The sequence below is a fragment of the Pseudomonas sp. B21-019 genome, from assembly GCF_024749225.1.
Taxonomy (GTDB): Bacteria; Pseudomonadota; Gammaproteobacteria; order Pseudomonadales; family Pseudomonadaceae; genus Aquipseudomonas.
The window spans coordinates 6,274,873-6,292,780 of the sequence record NZ_CP087193.1; the positions used below are offsets into that span (position 1 = coordinate 6,274,873).

Genomic DNA, 17,908 nt, shown 5'->3' on the forward strand with positions numbered 1-17,908 from the left:
GCTGCCGCGTTTACTCAGGCAGACCGCGTTGGCTGAATGGCGACTGCTGCGCAGCCGAGCGGGAGCAAGCTCCCTCGCCACAGTAGATCTCCATCGCCTTCACTTCTTGCCCAACGCAAAGTTGGGCAACGCCCCCACCGGTTGATTGAACTGGTACGGAATCGACACCAGCCCCAATCCGGTATTGCGCTGCACCACGAAGTGCAGGTGCGGGCCGCTGCTGTTGCCGGTGTTGCCCGACAGCGCCAGCGCACTGCCCACCACCACCCGCTGACCTTCCCGTACGCAGACTGAACCCTTCTTGAGGTGCAGGTACACGCCCATGGTCCCGTCATCGTGCAACACCCGCACGAAATTGCCCGACGGATCGTTGCCGCGCCCAGTCTGGCCATTCTCGGTTTTCACCACCACCCCGCCGCGCGCCGCGATGATCGGCGTGCCTTCGGGCATGGCGATGTCCATCGCGTAACGGTTTTTCGGTCCGTAGTGGCTGTATTGGCCATTGGCGCCCTGACTCAGCCGAAACGGACCGCCACGCCAGGGCAACGGATATCGATAGGCCATGGCAGCCCCTGAGGGGTCGCCCAGGGAGTATTCGAACCTTGGGTTATACACGATCGGCCTTCCAGCCTTCGTCGGCGTGAGCAGGGCCAGACGAAGGTTACTGCGCGCCGGCATCACCCGCCGGATCGGTCGGCTCGGCGCACCGCTTACGTTCTGCAGCCCGTCGAAACTCAGCTCGATCTCGACCGGCGCATACAGGTCATTGCGCACGAACACGCTGTCGATGCCATTCATCCTCTTGATGTCGAGGTACACCTGCCGCTCAAGGTGTTCGACCATTCGGTCGCGAAAAACGAACACCTTCGCACCTTTGGTGGGGCGGTCACTGTAAGAGACCACGCCACTGGCATCAGTGGACCTGTAGATCGTCATGGCCACAGCCGAGGTGGAGGCCATGAAAAGACCACAGAAAAACAGCAGGCGCGCGAGCATGGGCAAAATTCTGTTGAGTAGGCCTGGGAAGGAGCCTAGCAGCAGAAATGGACCTGCGTAGTCGACAGATGTTTCAAATGGGCGGAAAGCAAAAACAAAAGATCGCAGCCTGCGGCAGCTCCTACACAGGCATTGTGTTTCACCTGTAGGAGCTGCCGAAGGCTGCGATCTTTTAGGAGCGAAGATTATGCGCCCGGTACGAAGTGCTTCTGCGCGGTGCCACGGGCGATCAGGCGGGAGATGTAGTCGAGCTTCTGTGCATCCTGGTCGACAAAGCGGAACGTCAGTTGCAGCCACTCGCTGTCCGGCTTCGGCTCGTGGGCGACGATGGCGTGCAAGTAGCCGTTAAGACGGGCAGTTTCGGCGTTGTCGCCCTGCTCCAGGTCGAGTACGGCGTTGTCGAGGACTTGCGGCAAGGTGTCGGTGCGTTTCACCACCAGCAGCGCTTCCTTGATGCTCAAGGCCTTGATCACGCATTGCTGTGTGCCGCTCGACAGGCGCAGTTGGCCTTGGCCACGACCGCCAGCGGAGGCAGCGGCTGGCGCCTTGACCGGTGGATTGTTGAGCAGGCCGCGAGACGGCGCCGCAGCCGGGGCTGGCGCGGCGGCGGCAGGTTTGGCAAACGGGTTGACCGCTGCAGCCGAGGGTGCGACCACCGCCGCTTTGCCACCGGTCAATGCGCTCAGGGAATCGTTGCCGAACGCCGAGTTCATTTTGGTCGGCGCGCTATTCATCAAGGTATCGAGCTTGCCAACCTTGTTCAGGGCCTGCTTGACCTTGGTCAACAGCTGCTCGTTGGTGAATGGCTTGCTGACGTAGCCGGAAACCCCGGCCTGGATCGCCTGGACCACGTTTTCTTTATCGCCACGGCTGGTCACCATCACGAACGGCATGGTCTTGAGGTTGTCCTGCTCACGGCACCAGGTCAGCAACTCCAGACCGGACATTTCCGGCATTTCCCAGTCACACAGGACCAGGTCGAACGCTTCCTTGGCCAGCATGGCCTGGGCCTTTTTACCGTTGACTGCATCTTCGGTCCGGATCCCCGGGAAGTAGTTGCGCAGGCACTTTTTTACCAGGTCACGAATGAACGACGCATCGTCCACGACCAACACACTGATCTTGCTCATCCAACACCCCTTTAAATATCCCGGCAAGCATAACGCTGGCTGATGGCACTTTGCCAAAACTCTTCAGTCACGCCGGGACTTTTCGTTCGCGGGTGCTGCTTTTCAATTCGGCTTTTCAGTTCAAAAGCCACACAAACAAAAACGCCCGGCCAAGGGGCCGGGCGCTTTTTCTTGGGCAACCTTACTTATCGTCAGCTTTGTCCGGAACATTAGCGGTTTCGGCACTTGTGCCTTCCACTTCTTCCTTCATGCGCTTGAGGCCCAGGTGACGCACGTCGGTGCCGCGCACCAGGTAAATCACCAGTTCCGAGATATTGCGCGCGTGGTCGCCGATTCGCTCAAGGGAGCGCAGCACCCAGATAATGCTCAAGACACGCGAGATAGAGCGTGGATCTTCCATCATGTAGGTGGCGAGTTCGCGCAGCGCGGTCTTGTATTCGCGGTCGATGATCTTGTCGTACTGCGCCACCGACAGCGCCAGGTCGGCGTCGAAACGGGCAAATGCGTCCAGGGCATCGCGAACCATGTTGCGCACCTGGTCGCCGATGTGGCGAACCTCGACATAACCGCGCGGCGCTTCGCCTTCTTCACACAACTGAATGGCGCGACGGGCGATCTTGGTGGCTTCGTCGCCGATACGCTCGAGGTCGATCACCGATTTGGAGATGCTGATGATCAGACGCAAGTCCGACGCCGCCGGCTGACGACGAGCCAGAATGCGCAGGCATTCTTCGTCGATATTGCGTTCCATCTGGTTGATCTGGTCGTCGACCTCGCGCACTTGCTGGGCCAAGCCGGAGTCGGCCTCGATCAGCGCAGTGACCGCGTCGTTGACCTGCTTCTCGACCAGCCCGCCCATGGCCAGGAGGTGGCTGCGCACTTCCTCGAGCTCAGCGTTGAACTGCTGGGAGATGTGATGGGTAAGGCCTTCTTTACTAATCATGTTGGCGTCCTTGGAGCGTCCGGTAAGGTGCGGTGGGCCGCAGCGTCAGTTCAGTGAGCAACAACAGCTTCCTAGCCGTAACGACCGGTGATGTAGTCTTCGGTCTGCTTCTTCGCCGGATTGGTGAACAGGGTGTCGGTGTCGCCGAACTCCACCAGTTTGCCCATATACATGAACGCCGTGTAGTCGGAAACCCGCGCGGCCTGTTGCATGTTGTGGGTCACGATAACAATGGTGAACTTGGATTTCAGTTCGTAGATCAGCTCTTCGACTTTCAGCGTGGAGATCGGGTCGAGTGCCGAGCACGGTTCGTCGAGCAGCAGCACTTCCGGCTCCACGGCGATTGTGCGGGCAATCACCAGACGTTGCTGCTGACCGCCGGACAAACCGAGTGCCGACTCGTGCAGACGATCCTTGACTTCATCCCACAGCGCCGCGCCTTTCAACGCCCACTCGACGGCTTCGTCGAGGATGCGCTTTTTGTTGATGCCCTGGATGCGCAAGCCGTAAACCACGTTTTCATAGATGGTTTTCGGGAACGGGTTGGGCTTCTGGAACACCATGCCGACGCGACGACGCAGCTCGGCCACGTCCTCGCCCTTGCGGTAGATGTTGTTGCCGTAGAGGTTGATCGCGCCTTCGACGCGGCAGCCATCCACCAGGTCGTTCATGCGGTTGAAAGTGCGCAACAGCGTGGACTTGCCACAGCCGGACGGCCCGATGAAGGCGGTCACGCGCTGTTTCGGGATGTTCATGCTGACGTCGTACAGCGCTTGTTTTTCGCCGTAGAACAGGCTCAGCCCCGGCACTTCGATGGCCACGGTTTCCTGCTCGAGACTCAGGCTCTGCTTGTCGCGGCCCAGGGCCGACATGTTGATGCCGTGAGTGTGTGCTTCGTGCTGCATGGGAGGCTCCCTGTGCTAACAAATTCGGTTCAGTGAGCCGCTGGCCTCACAAGATGGGCCAGCGGTGTCGCCGCTCTGTAGGAGCGGCGGTAATTAGCTATCCAGCGCCTTGTACTTCTCGCGCAGATGGTTACGGATATAAACGGCCGACAGGTTCAATGTCGCGATCACCAGCACCAGCAGCAGCGCTGTGGCGTACACCAGCGGTCGCGCGGCTTCGACGTTCGGGCTCTGGAAGCCGACGTCATAAATATGGAAGCCCAGGTGCATGATCTTCTGGTCCAGGTGCAGGTACGGGTAGTTGCCATCCACTGGCAGCGACGGCGCCAGTTTCACCACGCCCACCAGCATCAGCGGCGCCACTTCACCGGCGGCGCGGGCCACGGCGAGAATCATGCCGGTCATCATGGCCGGGCTGGCCATTGGCAGCACGATCTTCCACAAGGTCTCGGCCTTGGTCGCGCCGAGGGCCAACGAACCTTCGCGCACGGTGCGAGGAATCCGCGCCAGGCCTTCTTCGGTGGCCACGATCACCACCGGCACAGCCAGTAGCGCCAGGGTCAGGGAAGCCCAGAGCAAACCTGGTGTACCGAAGGTCGGCGCCGGCAGCGCTTCAGGGAAGAACAACCGGTCGACCGAGCCGCCCAGTACATAGACGAAGAAGCCCAGGCCGAACACGCCGTAAACGATCGCCGGTACGCCCGCCAGGTTGTTCACCGCAATACGGATCACTCGGGTCAGAGTGTTCTGCTTGGCGTATTCACGCAGGTAGACCGCCGCCAGCACTCCGAACGGAGTGACGATCATCGCCATGATCAAGGTCATCATCACGGTGCCGAAAATCGCCGGGAAGATCCCGCCTTCGGTGTTGGCTTCGCGCGGGTCATCACTGAGGAATTCCCAGACCTTGCTGAAGTAGAAGCCAACCTTGGTAAAGGTGCTCATGGCGTTCGGCTGATAGGCGTGAACCACTTTGCCGATGCCGATCTCGACCTCTTTACCGTTCGCGTCACGAGCCGTCAGGCTGTCACGGTTGAACTGCTTGTGCAGGTCGTTCAGACGCGCTTCGATTTCCTGATAACGGGCATTCAGCTCGGCGCGCTCAGACTCCAGGTCCGCCTGTGCGGTAGCGTCGAGACGGCCGGCCAATTCCAGCTTGCGACCGTGCAGACGAACACGTTCGAGACCGGCGTTGATCGCGCCGATGTCGGTTTTTTCCAGGCTCTTGAGCTGCCCAGCCAACTGGTTGACGCGATCGACACGGGCCTGCAACTCAGGCCATGCGGCTTCGCCTTCAGCGACGACCTTGCCGTCCTCTTTAACGTTGACCAGATAGCCGTAGAAGTTGCCCCACTCGCGACGCTCGATGGTCATCAGCTCTGGCGGAGTCTTCTGGTTGGTCAGCCACTCGCCGACAGTCCAGGTGAAGTCCGTGCCGTTCAGATCACGGTTGCCGACCTTGATCAGCTCGCGGGTCATGAACTCCGGGCCCTGATCGGGCACCGGCAGGCCAGCGCTTTTCAGACGCTCGCGTGGCACTTCTTCCTTCTGCACCACTTCGCCGATGACCAGGTGATTGGCCTGGCCCGGCACGTCATAACTGGCGTGGACCAGGTCCGCCGGCCAGAAGTGACCCAGACCGCGCACGGCAATCACCGCCAGCAGGCCAATGGTCATGATGACCGCAATGGACACCGCGCCACCGCTGATCCAGACGCCGGGGGCGCCGCTCTTGAACCATCCATTCAGGGAGTTCTGTTTCACAGACTTCTACCTTTCTTAAAGCGACGAGTATTTCTTGCGCAGACGCTGACGAATCAGTTCCGCGAGGGTGTTCATGATGAAGGTGAACAACAGCAGCACCAGCGCCGAGAGGAACAGCACGCGGTAGTGGCTGCCGCCGACTTCCGATTCGGGCATTTCCACCGCGACGTTGGCTGCCAATGTACGCAGGCCTTCGAACAGGTTCATTTCCATGACCGGGGTGTTACCGGTGGCCATCAGCACGATCATGGTTTCACCGACCGCGCGGCCCATGCCGATCATCAGCGCCGAGAAGATGCCCGGGCTGGCGGTGAGGATCACCACGCGAGTCATGGTCTGCCACGGCGTGGCGCCGAGGGCCAGGGAACCAAGAGTCAGGCCGCGCGGCACGCTGAACACGGCGTCTTCGGCAATGGAGTAGATGTTCGGGATGACCGCAAAACCCATGGCCAGGCCGACCACCAGAGCGTTGCGCTGGTCGTAGGTGATGCCCAGGTCGTGGGAGATCCACATGCGCATGTCGCCGCCGAAGAACCAGGTTTCCATGTACGGGCTCATGTACAGCGACAGCCAACCCACGAACAGAATCACTGGAATCAGGATCGCGCTTTCCCAGCCGTCCGGCACTTTCAGGCGGATCGACTCAGGCAGGCGACTGAAAACGAAACCCGCCACCAGAATGCCGATCGGCAGGAGCATCAGCAGGCTGAAGATGCCCGGCAAATGCCCTTCTACATACGGTGCGAGGAACAGGCCGGCGAAGAAGCCGAGGATCACCGTCGGCATCGCTTCCATCAGTTCGATCACCGGCTTGACCTTGCGACGCATGCCCGGTGCCATGAAGTACGCGGTGTAGATCGCTGCGGCGACGGCCAGGGGCGCGGCCAGCAGCATGGCGTAGAACGCGGCTTTCAGGGTACCGAAGGTCAGCGGCGAGAGGCTCAGCTTGGGTTCGAAGTCGGTGTTGGCGGCGGTCGATTGCCAAACGTATTTAGGCTCGTCGTAGTTCTCGTACCAGACCTTGCTCCACAACGCGCTCCAGGAAACTTCCGGGTGCGGGTTGTCGAGCAGCAACGGTTGCAGCTTGCCGCCCTGCTCCACGATCACGCGGTTGGCCCGTGGCGACAGGCCGAACAGGCCTTGGCCGTCGACCACCTGATCCACCAGCAAAGTGCGGTGCGCGGTGCTGTGAAACACGCCGAGCTTGCCGGACGCATCAAGGGCAACGAAGCCTTTTCGACGTTCTTCGGCGGTGATTTCAACAATCGGCGCAGCGCCCATCTGGAAGGTGCGGATTTGCTTCAGGCGCAGTTCGCCATCGTGATCGCGAGCCATGAACCACTGGGCGAGACCGCCCTTGGAGTCGCCGAGAATCAGTGAGATACCGCCCACCAGCTGGGTGCTGGCGGTAATCTCGGCATCGCCGTCTTCGAGCAATTTGTAGCGACCGTTGAGACTCTTGTCGCGCAGGCTGAACACATCGGCTTGAGCGCGACCGTTGACCACGTACAGCCACTGCTGACGCGGGTCGACGAAGATGTTCTTCACCGGCTCGGTCATTTGCGGCAGGTCGATACGTTTCTGCTCGTTGGTGACTTCGCCGGTCATCATGTTTTCTTCGCTGGTCAGCGACATGACATGCAGTTGCGCACCGGTGGAGCCAGCCAGCAGCAGGGTCGAATCGGTGGCATTGAGGCTGACGTGCTCCAGAGCGCCGCCCGCCTCGTTCAGCACGATTGGCGTTTCGCCGTACGGGTATTCGATGGCCGGCGAGATGGTTTTCTTGCCGTCCGGGTAGCTGACTTTATAGGTATGACGGAACACCAGCACCTGACCGTTGGACAACCCCACTGCGACCAATGGATGGCCGGGTTGATCTTCACCGATGGAGGTCACGCTGGTACCGGCCGGGATCGGCAGGTCGACACGACGCAGTTCGGCGCCGCTATCGATATCAAAGAATAGCGCCTGGCCCTTGTCGGAAACCCGCATGGCCACCTGGTTCTGTTCTTCAAGGGAGATCATCAGCGGCTTGCCGGCGTCTTGCATCCAGGCGGGCGTGATGGCGTCTTTGGCGGTCAGGTCGGCACCCTGGAACAGCGGCGCGACAACATAACCAAGGAAGAAGAAGATCAGGGTGATCGCGCCGAGGACGGCGAGGCCGCCGACGAGGACGTACCAGCGGGTCAGGCGATCTTTCAGCGCACGGATGCGGCGCTTGCGGTGCAGCTCAGGCGTATTGAAGTCAATTCGCTTGGGGGGATTTGTAGTCATGGTGGAGTTGGCCAGATCATTCATGCGCACACCCTAGCGATCCTGTATGACAGAAAGATGACAATGCAGTGACGCAACAAATCCGCCGCCGGTGGAAACTGGCAGTGGATCAGAAATTTGGGGAGGGCCGGGTTGCCATCATGGCAACCCTGGGCCTTTGTAGCAGCGAAGCTTGCTCGCGAAGCCTCGCTCCTACAGGTCCGGGTTTACCCCGGACCTAGGGTTTTACTTTTTTGCGACTTCAGCGCCGCCTTCCGCCAGACCCAGGTCAGCCAGTGCTTTTGCAGCAACCTTGGCTGGCAGTGGGATGTAGCCGTCTTTCACTACAACTTCCTGGCCCTGCTTGGACAGAACCAGTTTCACGAACTCGGCTTCCAGCGGGGCCAGAGGCTTGTTCGGGGCCTTGTTGACGTAAACGTAGAGGAAACGCGACAGCGGATACTTACCGTTCAGGGCGTTTTCTTCGGTGTCTTCGATGAATTCAGTGCTGCCTTTCTTGGACAGGGCCACGGTCTTCACGCTGGCGGTCTTGTAGCCGATGCCCGAGTAACCGATGCCGTTCAGCGAGGAGCTGATCGACTGCACAACCGACGCCGAGCCTGGTTGTTCGTTGACGTTTGGCTTGTAGTCGCCTTTGCACAGGGCTTCTTCTTTGAAGTAGCCATAAGTGCCGGATACCGAGTTACGACCGAACAGTTGTACTGGCTTGTTGGCCAGGTCGCCGGTCACACCCAGGTCGCCCCAGGTTTTCACATCAGCTTTGGCGCCGCACAGACGAGTCGAGGAGAAGATCGCGTCGACTTGTTCCATGGTCAGGTGCTGGATCGGGTTGTCTTTGTGTACGAAGACCGCCAGGGCGTCCACGGCCACCGGGATAGCGGTTGGCTTGTAGCCATACTTCTGCTCGAAGGCCGCCAGTTCGGTGTCCTTCATCTTGCGGCTCATCGGGCCCAGGTTGGAGGTGCCTTCAGTCAGCGCAGGTGGCGCGGTGGCGGAGCCAGCGGCCTGAATCTGGATGTTTACGTTCGGGTATTCTTTTTTGTAGTTCTCAGCCCACAGGGTCATGAGGTTGGCCAGGGTATCGGAGCCGACGCTGGACAGGTTGCCCGACACACCAGTGGTCTTGGTGTAGCTCGGGATAGCAGGGTCAACAGCGGCAACCGCGTTGGCAGTCGCAACGCCAGCAGCGACAAAAGTCATTGCCGCCATCAAACGCTTCAGTTTCATGCCTTACTCCTAGCAGATAGGTGTGTTAAGTCGGGGCCAAGTATCAGCAGGCCGTGTGAACACTCTATGGCTGAAATATGACAATTGGATGAAAGGCCAGCATCTAGCGATAGATCGTTCCCACGCTCTGCGTGGGAATGCATCTCGGGACGCTCTGCGCCCCATTCAAAAGCGGACGCAGAGCGTCCATGGCGGCATTCCCACGCAGAGCGTGGGAATGCTCGGTTACAAGGTTAGCGCCCCTTCTTCCAGAGATACCCGCCCACCAGAACCCCGACACCACAAATGATCGCTACGTAATACGCCGGCCCCATCGGGCTTTCCTTGAGCAGCAGAGTGACGACCATCGGGGTCAGGCCGCCGAAGATGGCGTAGGCCAGGTTGTAGGAGAACGACAACCCGCTGAAGCGCACCACCGCCGGGAAGGCTTTGACCATCACATACGGCACTGCACCGATGGTGCCGACCAGCAAACCGGTCAGGGCGTACATCGGGAACAGCCAGTCTGGATGATTGAACAGGCTGTGATAGAAGGTCCACGAGGTCAGCAGCAGCAACGCGCTACCGAACACGAACACCCGCCCGGCGCCAAAACGGTCAGCCAGTGCGCCGGAGGCCACACAGCCCAGGCTCAGGAACACGATGGCCAGGCTGTTGGCCTGCAACGCGGTAGTCGGCGGGAAGTGGTAGACGGTCTGCAGCACAGTCGGGGTCATGAGGATGACCACGATGATCCCCGCGGATAGCAACCAGGTCAGCAGCATGGAAATCAGAATCGCCCCGCGATGGTCACGCAGCACCGCGCGCAGCGGCACTTCTTCGGCCAAGGCTTTACGCAATTGCAGTTCGGCAAACACCGGGGTTTCGTGCAGCCAGCGGCGCAGGTAGACCGAGAACAGGCCAAACACACCGCCCAGCAAGAACGGGATACGCCAGGCGTAATCCGACACTTCCACCGGCGTATAAATGCTGTTGATCGCGGTGGCGACCAATGAGCCCAACAGAATGCCGGCAGTCAGACCGCTGGTCAGCGTGCCGCAGGCATAACCGATGTGCCGCTGCGGTACGTGTTCGGAAACGAATACCCAGGCGCCCGGCACTTCGCCGCCAATCGCTGCGCCCTGGATCACCCGCATCAGCAGCAACAGGATCGGCGCCCACATGCCTATCTGCGCATAAGTCGGCAGCAAGCCCATGATCAGGGTCGGCACCGCCATCATGAAAATGCTCAGGGTGAACATCTTCTTGCGTCCCAGCAGGTCACCGAAGTGCGCCATGACGATGCCGCCCAACGGCCGAGCCAGGTAACCGGCGGCGAAGATGCCGAATGTCTGCATCAGGCGCAGCCACTCGGGCATGTCGGCGGGGAAGAACAGTTTGCCGACCACCGTGGCGAAGAACACAAAAATGATGAAGTCGTAAAATTCCAGCGCGCCGCCCAAGGCAGACAATGACAAGGTCTTGTAGTCGTTGCGGGTCAGCGGACGTGCAGGTTGGGCTGGTTGCGCGATGCTCGAGGGCGCTGTGGTCATGGCAAGGGCTTCTCTTATAGTCGGATCTGCAACCTCAACAACGCTGGCGGAGGCTTGGGCAGGTTCGGCACGATAGCAAATTGTTCGAAAAAGCACATAGAGGTGCGTATTTGACGGTCGAAATGAGAACCGGACGGTCGTCTCGGAGTCTATCGACCGATATACTCACAACGTTGCAACGGTTTGTAAGGGGTTGCTGTGCGAAACCGTCGTTGGCACCCGTCAGCCGATTTCGCAGAGTTTCCCTTTAGGCGCCTTACGAAAAACGTGACGAACGTAGTATGTTCGGGGCTGAATCGTTTTTCCTTGAGACGGCTATTCACCTGAAGTACCAATGAGAGTCACGGGTCAGAGGCACCCCCGGCATGATAGAGCTCGAACAAGAAGATCCAATCCCGCAAGGCGACCTGGCCCTGCAAATTACCGCGCTTCCGCGTGAAACCAACGGCTTTGGCGATATTTTCGGCGGCTGGCTGGTGGCGCAGATGGATTTGGCGGGCACCGCAATGGCCAGCAAGGTTGCCGGTGGTCGCGTGGCCACCGTTGCGATCGATCGCATGGCGTTTCTGGTGCCGGTGGCGGTGGGCGCTCAGCTCTCCTTCTATACCCAGGCCCTGGAAATCGGTCGCAGCTCGATTCAGATGATGGTTGAAGTCTGGAGCGACGATCCACTGTCCAGCGAGTGGCGTAAAGTGACCGAAGCCGTGTTTGTGTTCGTCGCCATCGACGGCAGCGGCCGCACTCGTTCGGTTCCGCCCAGAGCTCGTTAAACAAGGCGCTCGTTAAACGCGGTGACCGTTTTGCGGTCCATAGCAGTCATTGTTCCTGATTGAGAGTCGCCCCATGAGCACGCCCACCGTCGAAGCCGTGAAACTGGATGAACTGAACTGCTGGCGCATCCGCCACGGTCAGGCCGAATTGCTGGTGGCCCAGCAAGGCGCGCACATCCTCAGTTATCAATTGGCCGGCCAACCGCCGCTGATCTGGCTCAACGACGAGGCAGTGTTCAAGACCGGCAAAGCTATTCGTGCCGGTGTGCCGGTGTGCTGGCCGTGGTTCGGCAATCTGTCGCGCAACCCGCAGAGTGTCCAGGCCATGCGCATCAGCCAGGAGCCGCCGACCGCTCACGGGCTGGTGCGAGCGATGGACTGGGAACTGGGCAGCATCGAAACCGAGGGCGAAAGCCTGAAGGTGGAGTTCGTCCTGCCCTACCCCGAAGGCGGCCTGCCAGGCTGGCCGCATCAGGTGGGCTTGAAGCTGAGCATTCGCCTGGATGAGCAGTTGCACATCAGCCTGACGAGCGAAAACAACGGCACTGAACCCGTCACGATCAGCCAGGCGCTGCACAGCTATTTCGCGGTCAGCGATGTGCGCAACGTGCACGTTGAAGGGCTTGATGGCTTGAGTTACATCGAGACGCTGGACGACTGGAAAACCGTCACTCAGACCGGTGATCTGCGTTTTACCGGTGAGACCGACCGCATCTATTTGAATACCCCGCCGACGCTGAGCATCGTTGACCCGCACTGGGAACGACGCATTGAACTGACCAGCAGCGGTTCGCGCTCGGCGGTGATCTGGAACCCATGGATCGACCGCGCCGCGGCGTTCAGCGACATGGCTGACGATGGCTGGCAGCGCATGTTGTGCATTGAAACGGCGAATGTGATGGATGATGTGGTGACGCTAGCGCCGGGTGCTAGCCATACCCTGGGCGTGAGCATCGCCAGCAAACCGCTTTAAGATCAAAAGATCGCAGCCTGCGGCAGCTCCTACGCTGATCTATGTAGGAGCTGCCGCAGGCTGCGATCTTTTTTGCGGTAACCGCGCTTACAAATCCGATTCCTTGACCACCCGTACTTGGGCCGCATCCAGCGCATACGCCGCATCCGCCAGGTCGTTGTTAACCGTCTCGATCTTCAGCGTGCCGGTCACCCACAGCGGTGTGTAGATGTCATTCAGCTTCAGGCCTTTGGGATAACGCACCAGCACCAGTTGGTTAGGCGGCGGTGGTGGCACGTGGATACAAGCGCCTGGGTACGGCACGAGGAAGAACAACGTGCTGCGGCCCTTCGCATCGGATTCCAGCGGTACCGGATAACCGCCGATGCGGATGTGCTTGTCGTTCATCGACGGCACGGTCTTGGTCGAATACATCACCGCCGGCAAGCCCTTGCTCTGCTTCATGCCACCTTTTTGGGTAAAGGTGCCATTGGCTTCCGGTGAATTGTGATCGATTTCGGGCATGGCCTCGAGGGCCTTCTGGTCCGACTTGGGCATCAGTTCGAGCCAGTCGGTTTCCGGCAGTTCGCCGGCATGGGCCAAACCACTGCCCAGGAAGAGAAGAGTCAACAGAAGACGGCGCATGAAGGTGCTCGGCAAAGGAAAGGACGTTGGAACGCCAAGCATTCTAGCCCTCTCCGGTGTTGGCGCAGAGAGGGCTTTGTCGCTTGAATCAGTTCTTTTTGATCAGGCCGTAGATCACCAGCAATATCACCGCGCCCACCAACGCACCGATGAACCCCGCGCCCTGACCCGCATGGTAAATGCCCAGGGCCTGGCCGCCGTAAGTGGCCGCCAGTGAACCGCCGATACCGAGCAGGATGGTCATGATCCAGCCCATGCTGTCATCGCCCGGTTTCAGAAACCGAGCCAGCAGGCCGACGATCAAGCCGATAAAGATGGTTCCGATAATTCCCATGGCATTTCCCTCTGATTAGGTTGGCTATGTCAAAGCCTAGACAGACTTTGGCATCCTGCCATCAGAGAACGGCGGCCTCGGAAGGTTCCGCCGCTGCTACATGAAACTATTCGGCAATCAGCGCTTCGACCTTGAGGATCTGCGCAGCGAGCGTCGCCCGATCAGCACAACGCAGGTTGGCATGACCGACCTTGCGGCCGACCTTGAAGGCCTTGCCGTAGTGATGCAGATGGCAATCGGCAATGGCCAGGACTTTCTCGGTGTCCGGTACTTTACCGATGAAGTTGAGCATCGCGCTCTCGCCGACCTTGGCCGTCGAACCCAGCGGCAAACCGGCAACGGCTCGCAGGTGGTTTTCGAACTGACTGCACTCGGCACCTTCGGTGGTCCAGTGCCCGGAGTTGTGCACACGCGGGGCGATCTCGTTGGCCTTGAGGCCACCGTCGACTTCGAAGAACTCGAACGCCATCACGCCGACGTAGTCCAGCTGCTTGAGTACCCGGCTGGAGTAGTCTTCAGCCAACGCTTGCAACGGGTGATCGGTGCTGGCCACGGACAGCTTGAGGATGCCGCTGTCGTGGGTGTTGTGCACCAGCGGATAGAACTTCGTTTCGCCATCGCGAGCACGCACGGCGATCAGCGAGACTTCGCCGGTGAACGGCACGAAGCCTTCCAGCAGGCACGCAACGCTGCCCAGTTCGGCGAAGGTGCCGACCACGTCTTCAGGCTTGCGCAGGACTTTCTGGCCCTTGCCGTCGTAACCCAGGGTGCGGGTTTTCAGCACGGCCGGCAGGCCGATGGCAGCCACGGCGGCGTCCAGATCGGCTTGGGACTGGATGTCGGCGAACGCAGGGGTCGGAATTCCCAGGTCCTTGAACATGCTCTTCTCGAACCAGCGATCGCGGGCGATGCGCAGCGCTTCGGCGCTCGGGTACACCGGAACGAATTGCGACAGGAAGGCCACGGTTTCGGCCGGGACGCTTTCGAACTCGAAGGTCACCAGATCGACCTCATCGGCCAACTGACGCAGGTGATCCTGATCGCCGTAATCGGCCCGCAGGTGTTCGCCCAACGCGGCTGCGCAAGCATCCGGCGCCGGGTCCAGGAAAGCGAAGTTCATGCCCAGCGGAGTACCCGCCAGCGCCAACATGCGACCCAACTGGCCGCCACCGATTACACCGATCTTCATCGTCAACAACCTCAGGCGATGCGTGGGTCTGGATTGTCCAGGACGCTGTCTGTCTGCTCAGCGCGGAATTTTTTCAGCACGGTATGAAACTGCGGATGCTTGGCGCCCAGGATGCTCGCCGAGAGCAGGGCTGCGTTGATCGCACCGGCCTTGCCGATGGCCAGGGTGGCGACCGGAATGCCGGCTGGCATCTGCACGATAGAAAGCAGCGAATCGACGCCCGAGAGCATCGACGACTGCACCGGCACGCCCAGCACCGGCAGGTGAGTCTTGGCCGCACACATGCCTGGCAGGTGGGCCGCGCCACCGGCACCGGCGATGATCACCTCGATGCCACGGGCCTCAGCCTCTTCGGCATACTGGAACAGCAGGTCCGGGGTGCGGTGGGCAGAGACCACTTTCACCTCGTAAGGGATGCCGAGCTTTTCCAGCATATCGGCGGTGTGGCTAAGGGTGGACCAATCGGACTTGGAGCCCATGATCACGCCAACCAGTGCGCTCATCGTCGTGCCTCTTCTCTCTGGGCGCCCGCAGGCGCGTCAAAAAACAACAAGCCACGCAAAATGCGTGGCTTGATTGTACGAATTATGGCCAGTCAAACCGGCCGAAGGCCGCGCAGTATACCTCAATGAAGCAGATAAACAGCCCCCCAAACGACCATCTGTCATACGGCGCAAAGTGCCGGTTTTATTGACTTCAGGGTCAGCCCGACGCCTACAAAAAATCATTAACCCGCAGGGTTTTGCGCTGTGCCGCCTTCCAGCTTGCGCCAGAGCAACCGCACATTCGCCTTGCGCACCAGCGCGCAGCGATACAGCCGAATCTCCAGCGGCACATGCCATTGCGGGCCACCGCAGATGACCAACTCGCCGCGAGTCAGTTCGGCGCGCACGCTCAAACGCGGCACCCAAGCGATGCCCAGGCCTTCCAGCGCCATGCTTTTCAGGCTGTCGGCCATGGCGGTCTCGTAAATAGTGGTGAACCTCAGGGCGCGCTGGCGCAACAGCATGTTCACTGAGCGCCCGAGAAATGCCCCGGCACTGTAGGCCAGCAAAGGCACGCTGGTCTCGCCTTCCAGGTCGAACAACGGTTTGCCGTCAGCGTCCGCGGCGCACACCGGGAGCATTTCGGTGTCCCCCAGATGCAATGACGGAAAAATCTCCGAGTCCATTTGCATCGCTGCGTCCGGATCATAAAACGCCAACATCAGATCACAACCGCCTTCACGCAACGCGTGCACCGCATCGCCAACGTTTGTGGCCACCAGTCGCGTGGCAATGTTCAACCCTTCGTTGCGCAATTGTGCGATCCAGCGCGGGAAGAAACCCAGCGCCAGGGAGTGCGCGGCGGCGACTTGTATTACCTCGCCCTGCCCGCCTTCCAGGTGATGCAGGTGGCGCAGCACTTCACCCAGCTGTTCGACCACGGTTCGCGCGGTCACAAGAAACAGCTGCCCCGCCGCCGTCAGCTCGACCGGGGTGCGGGAACGGTTGACCAGCGTCAGCCCCAGCGCGGCTTCGAGGCTGCGGATCCGCCGACTGAAGGCAGGCTGAGTCACGAAGCGTCTTTCGGCCGCCTGGGAGAAGCTGCGGGTGGCAGCCAGGGCACTAAAGTCCTCAAGCCATTTGCTTTCCAGATTCATCACGCCCTCCCGGACATGCACCAATTTAGGTCACACGCTCGCCGCGCACGCGGCGTCACACGGGCATTATGCCGAATGTGCATAGGCTAGTGTTTAACAGCATTGGCTCAAAATTCTGCACAAGCCTAGCATTTGCGCTGTTCCGGCATAGACCGGGTCCATATCGAGATGATTTCTATCATGTCCTCCGCTGCATCTTTCCGCACAGAAAAAGACCTGCTTGGCGTACTCGAAGTACCTGCTCAAGCGTATTACGGCATCCAGACCCTGCGAGCGGTGAACAACTTCCGTCTCTCCGGCGTTCCGATTTCGCATTACCCAAAACTGGTTGTTGGTCTGGCGATGGTCAAACAGGCCGCCGCTGACGCCAACCGCGAGCTGGGTCACCTGAGCGAAGCCAAGCACGCTGCCATCAGCGAAGCCTGTGCCCGATTGATCCGCGGCGATTTCCACGAAGAATTCGTGGTGGACATGATTCAAGGCGGCGCTGGCACTTCAACCAACATGAATGCCAACGAAGTCATCGCCAACATCGCGCTGGAGGCCATGGGCCACAGCAAGGGCGAATACCAGTACCTGCACCCGAACAACGACGTGAACATGGCGCAGTCGACCAACGACGCCTACCCGACGGCTATCCGCCTGGGTCTGCTGTTGGGTCACGACGCGCTGCTGGCCAGCCTCGACAGCCTGATCCAGTCGTTCGCCGCCAAAGGTGAAGAATTCAGCCACGTCCTGAAGATGGGCCGTACCCAGCTGCAAGACGCCGTGCCGATGACCCTCGGCCAGGAATTCCGCGCCTTCGCCACCACCCTGAGCGAAGACCTGGCACGCCTCAAATCCCTGGCGCCTGAACTGCTGACCGAAGTGAACCTGGGCGGCACCGCGATCGGTACCGGCATCAACGCCGACCCGCGTTACCAGGCCCTGGCCGTTCAGCGTCTGGCCCTGATCAGCGGTCAACCGCTGGTGCCAGCCGCCGACCTGATCGAAGCCACCTCCGACATGGGCGCCTTCGTGCTGTTCTCCGGCATGCTCAAGCGTACCGCGGTCAAGCTGTCGAAGATCTGCAACGACCTGCGTCTGCTGTCCAGCGGCCCACGCACCGGCATCAACGAAATCAACCTGCCGGCGCGCCAGCCAGGCAGCTCGATCATGCCAGGCAAGGTCAACCCGGTTATCCCTGAAGCCGTGAACCAGGTGGCGTTCCAGATCATCGGCAACGACCTGGCCCTGACCATCGCGGCCGAAGGCGGCCAGCTGCAGCTGAACGTGATGGAGCCGCTGATCGCCTTCAAGATCTTCGACTCGATCCGCCTGCTGCAACGTGCCATGGACATGCTGCGCGAGCACTGCATCGTCGGCATCACCGCCAACGAAGAACGCTGCCGTGAACTGGTCGAACACTCGATCGGCCTGGTTACCGCGCTGAACCCGTACATCGGCTATGAAAACGCCACCCGCATTGCCCGTGTTGCCCTCGAAAGCGGCCGCGGCGTGCTGGAACTGGTGCGCGAGGAACGCTTGCTCGACGAAGAAATGCTCGCCGACATCCTGCGCCCGGAAAACATGATTGCTCCGCGTCTGGTGCCTTTGAAGGCTTAA

16 protein-coding genes are annotated in these 17,908 nt (G+C 60.2%); 3 read left to right on the forward strand and 13 right to left on the reverse strand.

The features are described 5' to 3' along the window. Window positions 1–99: 99 nt before the first annotated feature. The 8 genes from LOY36_RS28325 to LOY36_RS28360 form a co-directional block, all read right to left on the reverse strand. Entirely contained in the window at window positions 100–996 is an 897-nt protein-coding gene (locus LOY36_RS28325; RefSeq protein ID WP_019651308.1) for a peptidoglycan DD-metalloendopeptidase family protein, read from the reverse strand. 185 nt (window positions 997–1,181) lie between these two features. Continuing rightward, entirely contained in the window at window positions 1,182–2,126 is a 945-nt protein-coding gene (locus tag LOY36_RS28330) for a response regulator (RefSeq protein WP_258671684.1), read from the reverse strand. Between the two features lie 181 nt (window positions 2,127–2,307). Next, window positions 2,308–3,069: a phosphate signaling complex protein PhoU gene (phoU, locus tag LOY36_RS28335; protein WP_007934507.1), complete on the reverse strand. Its 762-nt coding sequence runs from the start codon at window positions 3,067–3,069 to the stop codon at window positions 2,308–2,310. A gap of 71 nt (window positions 3,070–3,140) precedes the next feature. Beyond that, window positions 3,141–3,974: a phosphate ABC transporter ATP-binding protein PstB gene (gene pstB / locus LOY36_RS28340; protein ID WP_007934504.1), complete on the reverse strand. Its 834-nt coding sequence runs from the start codon at window positions 3,972–3,974 to the stop codon at window positions 3,141–3,143. Window positions 3,975–4,067: 93 nt separating this feature from the next. Beyond that, window positions 4,068–5,738, reverse strand: a complete 1,671-nt coding sequence (gene pstA / locus LOY36_RS28345; RefSeq protein WP_258671686.1) for a phosphate ABC transporter permease PstA — start codon at window positions 5,736–5,738, stop codon at window positions 4,068–4,070. Window positions 5,739–5,753: 15 nt separating this feature from the next. After that, window positions 5,754–7,787, reverse strand: coding sequence for an ABC transporter permease subunit (locus LOY36_RS28350; RefSeq protein WP_258674234.1), 2,034 nt, complete (start codon window positions 7,785–7,787; stop codon window positions 5,754–5,756). A gap of 450 nt (window positions 7,788–8,237) precedes the next feature. Next, window positions 8,238–9,239, reverse strand: coding sequence for a phosphate ABC transporter substrate-binding protein PstS (locus tag LOY36_RS28355; RefSeq protein WP_019580399.1), 1,002 nt, complete (start codon window positions 9,237–9,239; stop codon window positions 8,238–8,240). A 233-nt stretch (window positions 9,240–9,472) separates the two neighbouring features. Next, the gene (locus LOY36_RS28360) at window positions 9,473–10,771 is read right to left on the reverse strand and encodes an MFS transporter (protein ID WP_258671688.1); all 1,299 of its coding nucleotides are present in this window, start codon (window positions 10,769–10,771) and stop codon (window positions 9,473–9,475) included. A gap of 365 nt (window positions 10,772–11,136) precedes the next feature. Here LOY36_RS28360 and LOY36_RS28365 point away from each other — a divergent pair, with 365 nt between their 5' ends. Beyond that, on the forward strand, window positions 11,137–11,541 hold the full coding sequence (locus tag LOY36_RS28365; RefSeq protein WP_007896491.1) for an acyl-CoA thioesterase: 405 nt from the start codon (window positions 11,137–11,139) through the stop codon (window positions 11,539–11,541). 73 nt (window positions 11,542–11,614) lie between these two features. Further along, complete coding sequence (locus LOY36_RS28370; protein WP_258671689.1) at window positions 11,615–12,514, forward strand: D-hexose-6-phosphate mutarotase; 900 nt, start codon at window positions 11,615–11,617, stop codon at window positions 12,512–12,514. Between the two features lie 87 nt (window positions 12,515–12,601). Here the strand turns inward: LOY36_RS28370 and LOY36_RS28375 are convergent, their stop codons facing one another. The 5 genes from LOY36_RS28375 to LOY36_RS28395 all read right to left on the reverse strand — a co-directional run bounded on the left by LOY36_RS28375 (window position 12,602) and on the right by LOY36_RS28395 (window position 16,303). Then, a complete protein-coding gene (locus tag LOY36_RS28375) occupies window positions 12,602–13,138 on the reverse strand; it encodes a DUF3299 domain-containing protein (protein ID WP_030132475.1) in 537 nt (178 codons plus the stop codon). Window positions 13,139–13,226: 88 nt separating this feature from the next. Then, complete coding sequence (locus tag LOY36_RS28380) at window positions 13,227–13,472, reverse strand: GlsB/YeaQ/YmgE family stress response membrane protein (RefSeq protein ID WP_007934492.1); 246 nt, start codon at window positions 13,470–13,472, stop codon at window positions 13,227–13,229. 106 nt (window positions 13,473–13,578) lie between these two features. Beyond that, complete coding sequence (locus LOY36_RS28385; protein WP_258671690.1) at window positions 13,579–14,661, reverse strand: 5-(carboxyamino)imidazole ribonucleotide synthase; 1,083 nt, start codon at window positions 14,659–14,661, stop codon at window positions 13,579–13,581. A gap of 11 nt (window positions 14,662–14,672) precedes the next feature. Further along, on the reverse strand, window positions 14,673–15,164 hold the full coding sequence (purE, locus tag LOY36_RS28390) for a 5-(carboxyamino)imidazole ribonucleotide mutase (RefSeq protein ID WP_003196369.1): 492 nt from the start codon (window positions 15,162–15,164) through the stop codon (window positions 14,673–14,675). 224 nt (window positions 15,165–15,388) lie between these two features. After that, window positions 15,389–16,303: a LysR substrate-binding domain-containing protein gene (locus LOY36_RS28395; RefSeq protein WP_258671691.1), complete on the reverse strand. Its 915-nt coding sequence runs from the start codon at window positions 16,301–16,303 to the stop codon at window positions 15,389–15,391. A gap of 180 nt (window positions 16,304–16,483) precedes the next feature. On the opposite strand from LOY36_RS28395, the gene aspA reads away from it, so the two are divergent. Further along, window positions 16,484–17,908: an aspartate ammonia-lyase gene (aspA, locus tag LOY36_RS28400; protein WP_007934488.1), complete on the forward strand. Its 1,425-nt coding sequence runs from the start codon at window positions 16,484–16,486 to the stop codon at window positions 17,906–17,908.

Excerpts from the sequence above, each read along its gene's own strand:
- LOY36_RS28325 (WP_019651308.1), bottom strand. The coding sequence starts at position 996 with ATGCTCGCGCGCCTGCTGTTTTTCTGTGGTCTTTTCATGGCCTCCACC.
- LOY36_RS28330 (WP_258671684.1), bottom strand. The coding sequence starts at position 2,126 with ATGAGCAAGATCAGTGTGTTGGTCGTGGACGATGCGTCGTTCATTCGT.
- phoU (WP_007934507.1), bottom strand. The coding sequence starts at position 3,069 with ATGATTAGTAAAGAAGGCCTTACCCATCACATCTCCCAGCAGTTCAAC.
- pstB (WP_007934504.1), bottom strand. The coding sequence starts at position 3,974 with ATGCAGCACGAAGCACACACTCACGGCATCAACATGTCGGCCCTGGGC.
- LOY36_RS28350 (WP_258674234.1), bottom strand. The coding sequence starts at position 7,787 with ATGCAAGACGCCGGCAAGCCGCTGATGATCTCCCTTGAAGAACAGAAC.
- LOY36_RS28355 (WP_019580399.1), bottom strand. The coding sequence starts at position 9,239 with ATGAAACTGAAGCGTTTGATGGCGGCAATGACTTTTGTCGCTGCTGGC.
- LOY36_RS28360 (WP_258671688.1), bottom strand. The coding sequence starts at position 10,771 with ATGACCACAGCGCCCTCGAGCATCGCGCAACCAGCCCAACCTGCACGT.
- LOY36_RS28365 (WP_007896491.1), top strand. The coding sequence starts at position 11,137 with ATGATAGAGCTCGAACAAGAAGATCCAATCCCGCAAGGCGACCTGGCC.
- LOY36_RS28370 (WP_258671689.1), top strand. The coding sequence starts at position 11,615 with ATGAGCACGCCCACCGTCGAAGCCGTGAAACTGGATGAACTGAACTGC.
- LOY36_RS28375 (WP_030132475.1), bottom strand. The coding sequence starts at position 13,138 with ATGCGCCGTCTTCTGTTGACTCTTCTCTTCCTGGGCAGTGGTTTGGCC.
- LOY36_RS28380 (WP_007934492.1), bottom strand. The coding sequence starts at position 13,472 with ATGGGAATTATCGGAACCATCTTTATCGGCTTGATCGTCGGCCTGCTG.
- LOY36_RS28385 (WP_258671690.1), bottom strand. The coding sequence starts at position 14,661 with ATGAAGATCGGTGTAATCGGTGGCGGCCAGTTGGGTCGCATGTTGGCG.
- purE (WP_003196369.1), bottom strand. The coding sequence starts at position 15,164 with ATGAGCGCACTGGTTGGCGTGATCATGGGCTCCAAGTCCGATTGGTCC.
- LOY36_RS28395 (WP_258671691.1), bottom strand. The coding sequence starts at position 16,303 with ATGAATCTGGAAAGCAAATGGCTTGAGGACTTTAGTGCCCTGGCTGCC.
- aspA (WP_007934488.1), top strand. The coding sequence starts at position 16,484 with ATGTCCTCCGCTGCATCTTTCCGCACAGAAAAAGACCTGCTTGGCGTA.